The 14,351-nt window shown below is 47.1% G+C and carries 13 protein-coding genes and 1 tRNA gene; 1 reads left to right on the top strand and 13 read right to left on the bottom strand.

Features of this window, described 5'->3' with window-relative positions:
* Window positions 1–27 precede the first annotated feature (27 nt).
* The 10 genes from U5K77_02990 to U5K77_02945 form a co-directional block, all read right to left on the bottom strand.
* Window positions 28–1,293, bottom strand: coding sequence for a ubiquitin-like domain-containing protein (locus U5K77_02990; protein ID MDZ7744699.1), 1,266 nt, complete (start codon window positions 1,291–1,293; stop codon window positions 28–30).
* Between the two features lie 85 nt (window positions 1,294–1,378).
* Entirely contained in the window at window positions 1,379–1,849 is a 471-nt protein-coding gene (locus U5K77_02985; GenBank protein MDZ7744698.1) for an NUDIX hydrolase, read from the bottom strand.
* A 43-nt stretch (window positions 1,850–1,892) separates the two neighbouring features.
* Window positions 1,893–4,220, bottom strand: a complete 2,328-nt coding sequence (locus U5K77_02980; protein MDZ7744697.1) for a UvrD-helicase domain-containing protein — start codon at window positions 4,218–4,220, stop codon at window positions 1,893–1,895.
* Between the two features lie 45 nt (window positions 4,221–4,265).
* A complete protein-coding gene (locus U5K77_02975; GenBank protein ID MDZ7744696.1) occupies window positions 4,266–4,901 on the bottom strand; it encodes a hypothetical protein in 636 nt (211 codons plus the stop codon).
* 1 nt (window position 4,902) lies between these two features.
* On the bottom strand, window positions 4,903–5,688 hold the full coding sequence (gene tpiA, locus U5K77_02970; GenBank protein MDZ7744695.1) for a triose-phosphate isomerase: 786 nt from the start codon (window positions 5,686–5,688) through the stop codon (window positions 4,903–4,905).
* Between the two features lie 55 nt (window positions 5,689–5,743).
* On the bottom strand, window positions 5,744–7,030 hold the full coding sequence (locus U5K77_02965; GenBank protein MDZ7744694.1) for a phosphoglycerate kinase: 1,287 nt from the start codon (window positions 7,028–7,030) through the stop codon (window positions 5,744–5,746).
* Window positions 7,031–7,260: 230 nt separating this feature from the next.
* On the bottom strand, window positions 7,261–8,697 hold the full coding sequence (gene pyk, locus U5K77_02960) for a pyruvate kinase (protein MDZ7744693.1): 1,437 nt from the start codon (window positions 8,695–8,697) through the stop codon (window positions 7,261–7,263).
* Window positions 8,697–8,876: a hypothetical protein gene (locus tag U5K77_02955; protein MDZ7744692.1), complete on the bottom strand. Its 180-nt coding sequence runs from the start codon at window positions 8,874–8,876 to the stop codon at window positions 8,697–8,699. Before U5K77_02955 ends, pyk begins: the two co-directional genes overlap by 1 nt.
* A gap of 77 nt (window positions 8,877–8,953) precedes the next feature.
* On the bottom strand, window positions 8,954–9,277 hold the full coding sequence (locus tag U5K77_02950; protein MDZ7744691.1) for a hypothetical protein: 324 nt from the start codon (window positions 9,275–9,277) through the stop codon (window positions 8,954–8,956).
* 387 nt (window positions 9,278–9,664) lie between these two features.
* Window positions 9,665–9,739, bottom strand: a tRNA-Glu gene (locus tag U5K77_02945).
* Between the two features lie 98 nt (window positions 9,740–9,837).
* Here U5K77_02945 and U5K77_02940 point away from each other — a divergent pair.
* Complete coding sequence (locus U5K77_02940) at window positions 9,838–10,467, top strand: transposase (GenBank protein ID MDZ7744690.1); 630 nt, start codon at window positions 9,838–9,840, stop codon at window positions 10,465–10,467.
* Window positions 10,468–10,968: 501 nt separating this feature from the next.
* Here U5K77_02940 and U5K77_02935 read toward each other — a convergent pair.
* From U5K77_02935 to U5K77_02925, 3 genes are all read right to left on the bottom strand, one after another.
* Entirely contained in the window at window positions 10,969–12,486 is a 1,518-nt protein-coding gene (locus U5K77_02935) for a PKD domain-containing protein (GenBank protein ID MDZ7744689.1), read from the bottom strand.
* Between the two features lie 167 nt (window positions 12,487–12,653).
* Complete coding sequence (locus U5K77_02930; protein MDZ7744688.1) at window positions 12,654–12,908, bottom strand: GIY-YIG nuclease family protein; 255 nt, start codon at window positions 12,906–12,908, stop codon at window positions 12,654–12,656.
* Window positions 12,909–13,256: 348 nt separating this feature from the next.
* On the bottom strand, window positions 13,257–14,273 hold the full coding sequence (locus tag U5K77_02925; protein ID MDZ7744687.1) for a hypothetical protein: 1,017 nt from the start codon (window positions 14,271–14,273) through the stop codon (window positions 13,257–13,259).
* Window positions 14,274–14,351 lie beyond the last annotated feature (78 nt).

Below are 14,351 nucleotides of genomic sequence, written 5' to 3'. Positions count from 1 at the left end.
GTTATTGTATCAGGAAGATACCGTCACCTAGTACCAGGAAGGATATCGACTATTAAAGGTATTCCATGCACTACATGGAGCACCGTACGTTCTAGTAATATAGTCTAACCCCCAAGCTATCTGAGTTGCTGGATTTGTCCTGTAATCTGCTCCGTTTACTGCCATTTTACTTGCTGGTAATGACTGCGGAATACCGTATGCACCACTTGATGGATTGCCCACCAGATGATTCCAGCCGGATTCTTTCTGCCACAACTGATACAAACAGTACCACTCCGAACCTGTCCAGCCGCGCTCAGCTGCCATTCGCTCGCCCAATTTCACGTTTTCTGATGGATTACTAATAATCACCTTTGTGCCATGCACTTCAACCTGCTGGACAGGTTCACGTAACACTGATTCTTGGAGTATTTTTCGACTTACTTCTTGATCGTTCTCGAGCTCTATTTCGTAAGTTACAGCCTTGAGTCCCTCTGAACCACGCTCCTGTACTCTAACTGTACCGGCTGCCAAGTTAGGATCTTGTATTACCTCAACCGGCATTTCAATCGGCTCCTCAACCACATCTATCTCAATGCCAGTCTGCAGTACAAACACTTGTAAATTAGGCGTAAGTTCTGTGTCTGCGCTTGGTCGCAGTGTATCGTCCTCTCTTAATTGCACGCCTTTTTCTTTCAATAGTTCCTCTACCGTTTTAACATGTGTGCGAATATCTATAACCGTGCCGTATAAGTTAAATTTGACAGGCGTAGCACGCTCGATGACTATCCGCTCCGCAATCAAGCCTTCTTGGATTGCCTCGGTTGGATTGGTCAAGTCGGTGGCTATGCGCTGAATCCGATCTTCCGGGTAGACAGTCAGGCCGGCGTCTTCGGCGACTGCCTGCGGAGTCGTCTCGGCGCTCACGACAATAGTCTTTTTATCATCATCAACTACCAAGATTGGCTTGGCTTTATAAACGTCAACTTCAAAATCGTGGACGGTGATCTCAGTATCAAGTGCTGGTTCAATAATATCTTTTTCTTCTACAGAAATGTCGCGACGTTCTAGCAGCTCGCCAACCGTACGAGCCCGCGTAGGAACAACCTGCTCTTGACCATCGACACGCAATAGGACAACTCTTGAATCACTTGCATCTATTGTTTGTCCACCAAATAGCAAGAATGCTGCTACAGAAATAAACAACAGCACGGCAAACGTACCTGCCGGAATAGCCAAGGGGTGGTTCCGGAAGTAGTGCAACCTACTCTTGTGTGAAGTAGACGATTTTTTGGATTGTGATTTCTTACTCATATGATGGTATGCTCGTCAAAAGGATCTCTAGTGAGGATATATTCTTCCCAATTTGAGCCAAATGTAAGTATAGCACAAAATACCCCTAATCAACTGTGTTGCTGGCACGTAAGATTTGCTTGGTTTCTTGGCTCACCTCCGGCTTTTCGCATACCATAGATAACTCTATCCATTCAACCTCAGTAACTTCTAGCCACTGCTTCTTGAGCTTATGCGGTTTGGCTATCTGCGCCAGAAACGCCACATGACGATAGCGCAAACCTGCACTACTAACCCAACCTTCGTTGACCTGTTGCAATTGGTTATTTTGTATTGTAATGCCGGTTTCTTCCTGCAGTTCCCGCTTTGCACCGTCTATTGCTGGTTCTTGCCTGTGTAAACCGCCACCTGGCAAAGACCACTTGCCGTCACTCAACCAACCCTTTACCAATATAATCTTGCCGTCAGCTATAACAATAACCCTGGTACGTGACCGACCAAACCGCAGATATACCCACAAAAGTGGCCAACAAACCCAAAACGCGATACGACCACTCAAAATCCAGAGCTTATTCATGAGACTATTGTACCTTTGTTGATAAATTTTGCGGAGCTATTACTTACAGTTTTTCGAGTGGGGCGAAACTGCTGTTGAGTTTTTTGGCGCCTTTGCCTTTGAAATAGATTGCAACATTATCTCCGTCTACTTCCATAACTGTGCCAACACCAAATACCTGATGCCTGACACTATCACCTTCATTTAAATCAGGTACATATCGTGGTTCGCTATCACCGGTTGGTTTAGGCGCACCAGGGGCTACAAACGGCTCGGCCGAATGTGATGTGGGCGTCCATTTACCTGAGGTATCGGTTTGCAGTTTGCCATCTATCTCGCTCAAAAATCGAGACGGCGGATTATGCTGCACACCACCGTATAACATGCGCGATGAGGCGTAGCTAAGTATCAACTCTTCTTTAGCGCGGGTCATACCTACGTAACACAACCGACGTTCCTCTTCCATTTCGTGTTGATCATACAGTGCGCGGGAGTGCGGAAAAATAGTTTCCTCCAGGCCAGCCAAAAACACCACCGGAAACTCCAGACCTTTTGCGGCATGCATGGTCATGAGTGTCACGGAATTGTTGTCAAAATCTGCTGAATCAAGACCGCTCACCAGAGACACTTCTTCCAAAAATCCGTCCAGTCCTAGCTCCTGATACTCTTCGGCAACGCTCAGCAGTTCCTTGACGTTTTCTTGCCGTGATTCACCTTGTAGTGTCTTATCGTCAAGATAGGCCATGTAGTCAATCCGGCGAATCAACGAATCAAGCAGCCCGGTTAAGGGCACATCGTTCACAAGTTCACGCATTTTTGTAAGTAGGTCGCCAAGCTCAACCAAGCCTTTACGGGCTTTACCCGTGATACCATCGTACTCCCCGACTGTATCAAGCGCCTGTTGCAAAGTAAGGTTGCGCTCAATCTGCCAGTTATAAAATTTTTCTAACGATTTAGTGCCTATGCCTCGAGTTGGCACGTTAACAATACGCGCAAAACTGACACGATCTTCTGGCTGATATATCAAACGCAGGTACGCCAATATATCCTTGATTTCTTTACGGTCATAGAACCGTTGCCCGCCAATAATCCTATACGGGATACCGTAACGCACGAACATTTCTTCAATCGCGCGGCTTTGGGCATTTGTGCGGTACAGCACTGCAAAGTCTTTATATTGTCTAAAGCGTGCGTCAACCGCATTTTGAACCCGCCGGATTATCGCCTCACCTTCGGCTCGCTCATTATGAACTTGAATGACCTGCACTGGCTGCCCGGCGCCTGCATCAGTCCACAATTCTTTACTTGAACGCTGTTTATTTTTGGATATAACTGCGTGTGCTGCGTCCAAAATCGCCTTAGTACTGCGATAATTTTGTTCCAGCTTAATCACCGCGGTGTCTGGATAGTCATTTTCGAAATTGAGGATATTGCGAAAATCAGCCCCTCTCCATGAATAAATCGATTGCCAATCATCGCCTACAACCGCAATGTTTGTTTGTTCGTTTGTCAGTAGCTTAATTAGCTTGTACTGCGCCGAGTTGGTGTCTTGGTACTCATCAATCATTACATAACGAAATTGCTGCTGCCACTTATGGCGAATTTGCTCGTTGTTTTTGAGCAGCTTTACCGTCTGGGCGATAAGATCGTCAAAATCTAGTGCACCAGCTTGTTTGAGTATGCGTTCATAGATCGGGAAAACCTGGGCAGCTGTTTTGTGCATTGGGCCGCTGCCTGTAGATGAATATTCAGCGGCAGATATTAGTTCGTTTTTGGCGCTACTAATCAAGCCGGATAAGGTTCGAGGTGGAAAGGCTTTTTCATCAATCATCAGTTGTTTGCAAGCCTGCTTTATGGCTGTTAATCGGTCAGACTCGTCAAAAATAACGAAGTTTTTTGGCACTCCGCCGTGCTCGCCATCTTGCCGCAGCAACCTGACGCAGATACCGTGGAAAGTGCCCATAAAAGGCATAAACCCTCTTGGCACATCCATCACGCCACCCTGCCAGCTAGCAGAGCCATCTGCACTGGTGTTGTTGGCGGCGGATTGTTGCGTTGCTACCTGCTGTGCTCCTTCACCGTACTTTCTGTACGGCTCAGTCTGCGCATCGCTAGCGCCTTGCACTCCATCCGCCTGGATGCCCCAAGAGTTGCTGCTTTGCATCAAGTTCCAAACCCTCTCGCGCATTTCACGGGCAGCTTTGTTGGTAAACGTAACCGCCAATATGTTATAAGGTGTGGCCTTATGTTGGGCAATTATATAGGCAATGCGGTGCGTTAAAGTCTTGGTTTTGCCAGAACCAGCACCCGCTAAAATAAGCAACGGCCCCTCGGTCGTCTCGACCGCCCGCCGCTGCTCGTCGTTTAACCCGCGTAAAACATCCTCCGACATCACAATATTGTACCAGTTAAAAAGATTACCCGATGCACTAGCAAATTAAACTGGTATGTCTATAGTTAAAATTTCTGTTTGGGCGGCAAAGAACCCGGCTGCGACCGCTACAAGCAGTAGCGCAATAAGCATGAAGATTAACAGTCTTTTATTGCGGCGTTTGGCTACTTGGCCTATCGGCACGAAGTAAGTTTTGTCTTCTATATGTTTTTCCAGTGCATTCTGCCTCTCTAAATCTTCCGGGCTGATGCCGCCATTTTTATCTTTTATAGCCTGCTGCGCGATAATATCAACTGTTGCTTCATCAGCCTGTTTAGTACTCGGCTCGGATACAGCTCGCGGCTTGGTTTCTGGTTGGTTATTTCCTGATGATTTGTCTGATGGTTTATCGGTCTCAACTGTGTTACTTGTTTTCGATTCTTCTGGTTCACTTTTAGCCTCGCTTGTATTGGCCTTTTTTTTAGGTTTAGTGTCTTCAAGGGGAGTTATAACTTTTTTAGATGTTGTTTTGGGCGTATCATCTTTATCCTTAGTATCGACATTGGTCTGATTAACCATAGGGTCTTGCAGCATTGGTCCATGTGACGAGATGAGTGGACGGGACGTCGAGCTTGGTGCTTTCTTGCCAGGCTTTGATACATCAAACACTTGATCGTTTTTCTTACTACGCGCTGCTGCCATACTAGTCTTCTCGCTCGCGTTTTATTTTATAGGCCGAGTGAACAATACCGGCAAATTTATGATAATTAAGGCTAGCTCCACCAACCAATGCACCGTCGCAGTCTTCCAGCCTTAGATAGCTGCCAATATTATCGTCGTTAACGCTGCCGCCGTACAGTACTCGCACATTTTTAGCTGCCTTTTTACCATATAAATCTTCGACTTGTTTGCGTATGTATTGCATTGACTTTGCCACCTCATCGGGCTTGGCGATCTCGCCACCAAACGTACTAATTGCCCACACCGGCTCATAAGCAATCACCATATCGCCGACCTCTTTAGCAGTCAAATTGCTAATCGCAGTGACTATTTGGTCGTGAAGTATCTGTTTGGTATGCCCCTCAGTACGTTCTTGTTTGGTTTCACCCACACAAAGGATTGGAGTAATCTCATTACGCACTGCTGCCGCAACTTTATCGCGGATTAACTCGTGATCTTCATTAAAATGCAACCGTCGTTCTGAGTGACCAATAATCACGTAGTGAACCAGGTCGCGCAGCATAGTAAAGCTAACTTCGCCGGTATATGCTCCCTCATCTTTAGGATGGGCGTTCTGAGCAGCTAGCCGAAACTTACGCCTATCAACTTGAGTAGATAAAGGTTGCAAAACAAGCATACTCGGCGCAAGCACAACTTCTACATCACGGTGAATTTTGACGCGTTCTTGCAAACGATGCAACAAAAGCGACGCTTGGCTGGTATTTAGGTTCATTTTCCAATTGGCTGCGATGAGAGTTCGTTTTGTCATAGATAATGCTTGTGTTTATTAATGTTAGTGTAGCATAAAAATCGAGTGCTTCGGACTACTTGTCCAGTAGCGCTTCAACACCTGGCAGTTTCTTGCCGCTCATGAGATCCAGGCCGGCACCACCACCGGTCGATACATGATCAAACGATTCCGTTAATTCACGGCTTTCTATATACCCGACTGTATCGCCACCACCCACTAAGGTGAACGGCCGGTTGCCGTGAGCACCGAGCATGGCATCTACTATGATTTCTGTCCCATGAGCAAACGGCCCAATCGGACCCTGCAAGCCCTCTAGTTCTGTCACTCCCATAGCGCCGTTCCATATCACTGTTCCGGCAAGTTGTATGCCTCCGGCAATGAACGCGCCTGATACCGGCCCGATGTCTAGCACCATTTCATTTTCATGAATTTGCAGCTTAGATTTAGGCGGAGTTTTTGGGTAGCTTTCTATATCGGCTATCACGTGAGCGTCCCAGTCTACAATCCGCGTACCGGCAGTTTTATCCAATTTATTTGCCACTACCCCATCTTGCGGAGTATAGAAAATAAACGGCTGCTTCTTGGCCTTATTAGCGGCCTTTTGCATTATGTCGCGAGCAAGCGAAACATCTTCTCTGTCTACTTTACTTTTTGCAACATCTATACCTTTGGCTAACAAAAAAGTATTGGCCATAGCTCCGCCCACCACTACAAAATCGGCGATATCTATGAACCGCTTCAGTACATCGATTTTATCGGCAATTTTTGCGCCACCAACAATCGCCATCAGCGGACGTTTTGGGTTGTTCATGGCTTCAGTAATCGTACTGACTTCTTGTTCTAGTAATAAACCGGCCACTGATGGTAAATACTTTGTTATAGCATCAGTCGAAGCATGCGCCCGGTGTACAACACCAAAGCCGTCCTGCACAAATATATCGGCGAGTCTGACTAGTTTTTTAGCAAACTCTGCGTCATTTTGTTCTTCTTCTGGATGAAATCGCAGATTCTCCAGCAACAAGACTTCTTTTGGAGCCAGCTTGCTGGCGGCCTGTTCAGCCTGATCGCCGATACAATCCTCTGCAAACGCTACGTTCGTGTCAAGTAACTTGCTTAAATGTTTTTGGACTGGTTTTAAAGAATATTTGTCCTCAACTTCGCCTTTTGGACGCCCTAGATGCGAGCAAATAACTACGGCTGCGCCCTTATCTAGCAAGTAACGTACGGTCTGAACCGATTGTTCAACCCGGAAATCAGCAGTTATTTTGCCATCTTTTACCGGCACATTATAATCCGCACGAAGCAAAACCTTCTTGCCTTTTAGATCAATGTCTTGGATTGTTTGTTTAGAAAAAGCCACGCCCCACCCTTTAGTTTCTAACCATTACCGTTATTTTAACGTAAAAACCCGGCTAGTACTACGGGTTTCGCACTTGAGTAGCCAGTGTGCGTTCTTGCAGGAAAACGGAGTGAGTCGTAGTTTATGCTACGGCGAATGAGTATTTCGTGCAAAACGCGCGCTGGATGCCAAGAAAATCGGGGAGCTACTGGCTCGGCCAGTAGTCACTGATTTGCTGCGAAACCCGTAGATTATTCTAAAACACGTACTTTAATGGTGTCCGTCGACCCGACCACACCAGGGTGCTTGCCAGAAACCGTAATAACCATATCACCCTTGCTCAATACTTTGTTTTGGTGCAGCCAGTTTGTTAGCTTGGTGGCCTGTCGTGGATCATCCGGCCGTACATAACTTTTAATCCCATACACAACTGCCAGCTGCTGTGCCACCCTAATGTCAGGTGTGGCGGCAATAATTGGTTGATCCGGACGTCGAGCGCTAATTTGCAGTGCTGTTGCGCCAGATTTTGTTTCTGCCACAATCGCTTTGGCTTCTAGCGTATTAGCAAGTTTAATAATAGCTTTTGAGATCGCAGCTGTTTGCGAACGATTCTCTTCATGTTCTGGAAAAGTTACTTTGAGCGGCATATTCTCTTGGGTATGAAGAATTACTCGCTTCATGACTTTGACTGACTGTATCGGGTACTGGCCATTGGCGGTTTCGTCACTCAACATAACTGCATCTGTCGATACAATAACCGCTGTCGCTACATCCGATACTTCTGCCCTGGTTGGTTCAGGTAATTCAGTCATGGTCGCTAGCATTTGCGTCGCGACTATAGTGGGTGTGGAATATTGCGCGCCCAGTCCAATGATTTGGCGTTGCACAATTGGAACCGACTCAGCCAGTGTTTCGATTGCTAAGTCGCCGCGCGCCACCATGACCGCATCAGCTTCTTTGACTATTGGCTCCAGATTATCTACTGCAGCTTTGGTTTCAATCTTGGCTATAATACGCGCCGAGCTACCCAGCCCGCGCAGTAAAGTACGGAGTTTTTTGATATCACCTGCATGTTGCACAAAGCTCAGCGCCACATAATCTATGTCGTTTGTCGATCCAAAAACAATGTCTTGCCGGTCTTTCTTGGTAAGAATATCGCCGCCAAAATCAGTGTCTGGCAGGTTGATGCCTTTTCTTTTGATCAAAATGCCGTCGTTTTCAGCACGAGCATGCACGACACCATCACGCACGCTGGTTATGGTCATGCGGATCTTGCCGTCATATAAATAAAGCCGTTCGCCTCGCTTAACCTTTTTGCTTAAGTCGTACTGAGTTGGCAGCACACCGGACTCGTCGTAGTCTGCCTTGTATTTAAAGCTAAAGCTCTGGCTCTCGGCGACATTCACAATACCTTCAAAGTCGCCAAGACGCACTTTGGGGCCCTGTAAATCTTGGATAATGGCTATTGGCTTGCCGTATTTCGCGGCAGCTTTGCGTATCCACTTGATCTGCTTTTCGCGTTCTTCGTGCGTGCCGTGACTAAAGTTAAGCCTAATACCATTAGCGCCAGCTGTAATAAGCTCATAAATAGCCTCGTAACTGTTGGTGGCTGGACCAACCGTAGCTATAATCTTTGTCCGCTTGAATTTTGCCAGCGGAACGTTTGGCACTTTAAAGGTTGTTTTCATCAGATCTTTGCATCACCTTTCCCTGCCAGCTGGCACAGCCAGCTGCGCTGTAAAGGTTCTTGGCGTAGAGCGACATTTTCCGCTGCGATACTCACGTCACCGTATGACATATACGCCTCGCTCCGTTTCTCACGGAGAAATACCACTCTACATCCAAGTGCAAAAGATTTACTTGTCATACTTATTATATTAACCGCTTATGCTCCAGAGATAAAGCAAAAACTTACAGAGAATACCATAGGCTTAATAATCTAAACTAGCGAGAACGGTGATTCCTTGTGTTGATAAGCGTATGATTGCCGGTCGCAGAACCGATCCATTGGGCTCGTCTTATGTCGGCTAATTCTTCTTGTAATTTCCGGCTCGCTTCTGGTGACAGCTTTGCACCAGGAGCAACACGCCCAGGTTCTTTGTTGGAGTGAATCCTAATTACATGACCGATTCCGGGGTTAGAAGGCGTCTCAGTTGGTGCTTGAGGTATAGGGCTCCGGTCAGGGTTCGAATCACTAGGATTGCCTAAGTATAAGTCACTGCCGTGATCCAGCTCATGTTGTTCAGGTTGTAAGTTTTCAGCACTCATACTATAAATAAGTTTATCATAACCATGGGTCTGTAATCAGGTGGTGCTACAGGGTGAGCTAAGGGGGCTTTTTCTAATTTATGGCATTTGTGACCTCACCGGGAATATGGAAATATAATCCGCCCGTTTGGCAACAAGTTGGCGGGGGATTAGCGAACCGCCTGGGGTTTGATTCGTCCGCCAGTCGGCGGACCACCAAACAAAAACTGTGACCTCACGGCTCCAACGCTTTGATGGTATAACTATCCGCTTTGCTTCTAGTTATACCATCGGCTAAATAACGTCAAACGATACATTTGACGTTATGCGAACCCCCTCGGGGTTCGGTTTCCCTGCGGGAAACCACCAAAGAAAAAGCCCCAAACAAACTGCATGGGGCTTTTTCTTTGGTGACCTCACGGGGAATCGAACCCCGATTTCCAGGATGAAAACCTGATGTCCTAACCGTTAGACGATGAGGCCTCGTCAATAAAGCTTATTTACTCGGGTCAATATATCACAACACCTTGACACCGTCCACAACAAGGTCTAACCTTGTTGCAAGGTTAGACCTTGTTATTATGCCGAGTCGTCATGTAGTAAAACAGTTAGCTAGCGATAACTACTACCACGTTTATAATCGTGGTGTAAATAAATCTGACGTTTTTCTAGACTCAGATGACTACTTTTATTTTTTACACCTTTTTAAGCGCCACCTGTCTAACGAACCACTTCAAGATAAGTATGGCAGAGATTTTGCACATCTGTTAAACAAAGTGGAGTTATTGGCTTTCTGCCTGATGCCAAATCACTTCCATCTCCTTGTCTACAATCAGGAAGATAAAGGCCTGCCAGAACTCATGCACCGACTAATGACAGCTTATAGCATGTATTTCAATAAGCGCCACAAGCGAGTTGGCAGCTTATTCCAGGGCACCTACAAAGCAAGTCTTATAGATAAGGATGACTATTTATTACATATTAGCCGGTACATACACCTGAATCCTCAAGACATCAATGTCGACTACGAAACCTATGACTATTCCAGTTTTCCGTACTATATGAAGACACGTACGGCAGAATGGCTTAGGCCGGACAAGATCATGGAACTTCACGACAACAGCACCAAAGACTATAGGAAATTCGTAAGTGAGTACAAGGCACAACGTAAGGATTTGAAGCTCCTAAAAGGAATCCTGGCAGATACTTAATCCTAAATAACGAAACTACAACCCGGAAACTGCAAGGTTAGACCTTGTTGCAAGGTCTAACCTTGCAAAAGGGGTGGGGTGGAAATAAAATACCCCGGTTTTTAGGCCGGGGTGCTTTATTGAGAGTTCGTTTTGAGCGGTCAGTCGTGCTCCTAATCTTCAATGCAAGACTAGCATATTTTTGACAATATCGCTAGTGTTTATCCACAACGATAGCAAATCTTGAGGCTCCATAATCTGATTGCAGACTACCTCACCCCAGGATTTGCTACGTTGCAGGCAGGAGGAATGCACTGCGCATCCTACCTGAGCAAATAAGTCTGGAAACTAAAGCTTGTACTTGGATGCAGTACACGGAAGAAGCGAAGCACGGAGTAAACCGTATATACATACGGTGCTCGAGTACTGGAGCTTCTGACAAAGTACTGCGCCAAGAGCGTGAGGGCGGTGTTTCCGGACTAGCCCAGAAAGCAGGCCGCTCACGCGGCACATGGTTTAGTTTTAGTCACGACGTGACAGAACAAATCGGTGAACTGCTGTACCGGCTAGAGTTGTAGCGGTAAACAAACCAACTACGCTCCCCGCACCAGTGCTTGGCAATTCCTCAGGTTGATCGGGTTTTTCAGGCTTCTCAAATGAAACGCGATCGGTACATGCTTCGCTGGTGTGAGACTTAGTCTCGCCGTCAACAGTGAAGTCTACCGTAACACGTATGTCATATGGACCATTACCTTCGTAAGTGTACTCGCGTGAATCGTCAGTGGTTACGAGCTCATCAGAGCCGTCACCGAAATCGTAGCGGTACTGCTTAACGGTTGCACCATTAGAAGCAGGAGCATCAACATCGACACGAACCTTACGGTCGCTCAGCTTCTTCACTGTAATCATCTCACATTTGTAAACTGGCTTTTCTGGCTCTTCCTCACATTGCTTCGTAACACGAACAGTCGCTTTGTCTTCGATAGTTCCGTGATCCTTTGGCTTAGCATAGCCAATGTTTACAAGATCACTTGTGCCACATTCCACCTCATCTTCATCTACCTCTGCAGTAAACCGGACAAACGCTGAACCTTGTGGTAAATAGCCACCAATCGTGAGTCCGCCGCTTACGATATTATCGCCAGACGTCTTGACCCATTTATTATCGGTGTGACCCGAAATCACGTGCGTAGAGTCAGGAACATATGACAAGCCATCTGGCAGTCGATCACCAACAATAACATCACGCAAGTCTGTGGTACCAACGTTCTTGAACGCCATACCGAAATCTACTTTATCGCCAGGGGCAACATGAACAATTTCACCAAAATCTTCTTTGTCATGAATACGAACATACTTGTCAAGCTCATAGCTCGGAGAGACAACTTTTACTTTGAAGGTTACGAGTGCAACGTATTCGAAACACCCCTTCATGTCACCATTAACATTGTCATCACCAATTAGTACACCGCTGTCAACGATATCATCGCTAAGAGCTCTATCCTGAAAGTTAGACTTAACATTTGCAGAACCTTCGACATAATCGAGTTCTACTGGATATTCACCAGTAAGACTCAATGTGTCTTCAATGACTTCCGGCTGAGCGTTATCTGCACTGACAAACGCACGTGCAGTTTGGTTTTCTGAAAGCCCTTCTGGAAGTTCAACGCGAACACGAGTGTTCTTGGCTACGCCTTGACCACTCTCATTGTGTTTTTTATCAGCATTGTTGTGAACGTAAACGCGCACAAGCAATTCATCACCGCCTCGGACACCGTTCATCGGGTCATAAAAACCGTCTGGAGCATCGTTAACCTTGCCGGTGAAAAAGTCTCTCTCGTCACCGATGTTTGGGACATCTGTAAACGAGTTAAACTGTACGTGATCAAATCCAGGCGTACCTGAACCTTCATATTGCTTTACTTGGCGATCACCACCAATTAGAGCACTGCTACCTGCCGTAAAGAAACCAGCAAACGCAACTATTACTAGCACGCTCACAATAAGCTTCATCGGCAGACGTGAAAATAATGATTTCATTACTCACCTCCTTAAATTATTGCTCCCACCTCTTATATATCTATCATTTATCAATATTCTTTTGCTAAATTGTTAAAGCACAAGACTGCCTGGTTTACCCCTCTCAAAGGTAAACTCACCTCAGTTTGTACATATTTTAGCACAAGAGTTTCAAATTGTCAACCCCGTCAGAAATAAGAAGCTCCTAGTCTGTTTTTCAGATATCTTTTTCCGTGTCCAGACTTTAACTGTTTCTCACGGATGAACGCCGCTTCCTCTATCATGCAGCCTTCGAAGTATATTAGTTCAAATGGACCGCGACCCTTTGTGGATCGAGTAAGTCCAGAATTGTGCTCAGATAGGCGCTTCTGTAACTGGCGAGTAACGCCCGTGTAGAGTTTCCCATCTTTTTTACTTCTTAAAACATACGTATAGAAATACATGTGAGTATTTTAGCACTCGCCAGATTTCCTACGGGGTCAATGTCATGATTAAGCTATGATTATGCTTAACCTTTCTAGTTGTTAATGTACAGTCAAATCAGATCATTACAAGTTATAAAAATGGGGTAAAGCGGGTGAAATCTGATTGTGCGTGAAAGCACTGGTGGAAGCCGAAGCTACCAACTATCAGATTTCACACCGCGATGTGACTACATATTACCGTTTCAAACAGCGATCTGGTTTTTCTCGTCTTACACGAGCGGCTTAACCAGCAACCTGCTGTCAGATTTATTAGCGAACGCTTTCGCATCCACAAGCACTGACAGGTGCTTTTATCGCCACGGACTGCTAGCAGCTATCGACGGGGAATCCCATCGCATCTGTTTCGCAAACCTCCTCGGGCTCCTCATTGGTCGAATCTCGTTCCCTGATATCCTCCGGTAGTTCCGGTGGCGGTGGGGGCGGATCCGAGACCTCGGGAGGATCCTCTGGAAGCGTGGTTGGAGGCGGAGGCTGCGTCGTGGTGGTTGTTCCGGGCTCAGGCTCGGGACGAATCACCGTATCGGGACGCTCCTCCACTGGGATGTTGGGACGAACCCGTTCATCCGGATCGTTTCGGTCGTCGGAAGCCGGCGACTTGTTATGATCCTTACCATCATCATCCGGCGGCGGGTTGTCCGTCGGACCCTCCGGGAGCGGTGGTTTGGCGGTCGTCACGGGGTTACCGCAACGTGACATGACCCAGATCTTCTTTCCGTTAGGAAGTTCGATCAGGATCGCCGTCCTGTCACCACGCACACCCGGATCTGCCGAGACGACCACGTTGCCGTGCTCATCCACACCGGAATTGAATCCCTCAGCGGGAGCCTCATCCGGACGGACGGCCGACATGGCGATAGCCGTTTCCAGCTCTGAAATGAGCACCTCGGCCTCCTGCGTGGCACACCCTTCCTCATCGAAGAGGCTGTTCGGGTCTACCTCGCGGTCGAGGAAAAGCATCAGGTTGCCAGCCAGGAGCTCGGGATCCGTACGGATCCACTGCACCCAGTCGTGCGCCCCGATGCGGGCTTCTTCCTCGTTGGAGGCGGTACGGATGGCCTCGATCTCCTCCGGTGCAATCCGGTGAGTCTCGTTACCTTCCGCATCCAGACTGGACCGCTGCTCAAGTTCCCATGTCGGGCACTCGGCCTCGGTCGTGGTGGTGGTCTCTTCGACCGCCTCTGTGGTGGTCGTGGTCGGAGACTCATCGGCAGATGCCGAAGAGTCGTCGTCATTGCTTCCGCCAAAGGCGAAAACAAATCCGACGAGCAAGGCGAAGACAACCGTGATAGCTGCCCCTCCCTTGTGTTGCTTGATGCGCTCCATTTTGCATCACCTCCTAAAAAGGTGGGTAGGTGGGCGGAGCAGCCCGTGTTTGAACTGAAAGTAGTGGACGCAGAGAGA

Source organism: Candidatus Saccharibacteria bacterium, assembly GCA_034521515.1.
In the GTDB taxonomy this organism is placed as follows: Bacteria; Patescibacteriota; Saccharimonadia; order Saccharimonadales; family JAXHMH01; genus JAXHMH01.
This window is presented reverse-complemented; position numbering and strand designations above follow the sequence as displayed.

What these genes read in the sequence shown, in the direction of transcription:
- U5K77_02975 (MDZ7744696.1), bottom strand. Translation starts at nt 4,901, where the DNA reads ATGGCAGCAGCGCGTAGTAAGAAAAACGATCAAGTGTTTGATGTATCA.
- U5K77_02935 (MDZ7744689.1), bottom strand. Translation starts at nt 12,486, where the DNA reads ATGAAATCATTATTTTCACGTCTGCCGATGAAGCTTATTGTGAGCGTG.
- U5K77_02930 (MDZ7744688.1), bottom strand. Translation starts at nt 12,908, where the DNA reads ATGTATTTCTATACGTATGTTTTAAGAAGTAAAAAAGATGGGAAACTC.
- pyk (MDZ7744693.1), bottom strand. Translation starts at nt 8,697, where the DNA reads ATGAAAACAACCTTTAAAGTGCCAAACGTTCCGCTGGCAAAATTCAAG.
- U5K77_02985 (MDZ7744698.1), bottom strand. Translation starts at nt 1,849, where the DNA reads ATGAATAAGCTCTGGATTTTGAGTGGTCGTATCGCGTTTTGGGTTTGT.
- U5K77_02940 (MDZ7744690.1), top strand. Translation starts at nt 9,838, where the DNA reads ATGCCGAGTCGTCATGTAGTAAAACAGTTAGCTAGCGATAACTACTAC.
- U5K77_02990 (MDZ7744699.1), bottom strand. Translation starts at nt 1,293, where the DNA reads ATGAGTAAGAAATCACAATCCAAAAAATCGTCTACTTCACACAAGAGT.
- U5K77_02955 (MDZ7744692.1), bottom strand. Translation starts at nt 8,876, where the DNA reads ATGACAAGTAAATCTTTTGCACTTGGATGTAGAGTGGTATTTCTCCGT.
- U5K77_02980 (MDZ7744697.1), bottom strand. Translation starts at nt 4,220, where the DNA reads ATGTCGGAGGATGTTTTACGCGGGTTAAACGACGAGCAGCGGCGGGCG.
- U5K77_02925 (MDZ7744687.1), bottom strand. Translation starts at nt 14,273, where the DNA reads ATGGAGCGCATCAAGCAACACAAGGGAGGGGCAGCTATCACGGTTGTC.
- U5K77_02950 (MDZ7744691.1), bottom strand. Translation starts at nt 9,277, where the DNA reads ATGAGTGCTGAAAACTTACAACCTGAACAACATGAGCTGGATCACGGC.
- tpiA (MDZ7744695.1), bottom strand. Translation starts at nt 5,688, where the DNA reads ATGACAAAACGAACTCTCATCGCAGCCAATTGGAAAATGAACCTAAAT.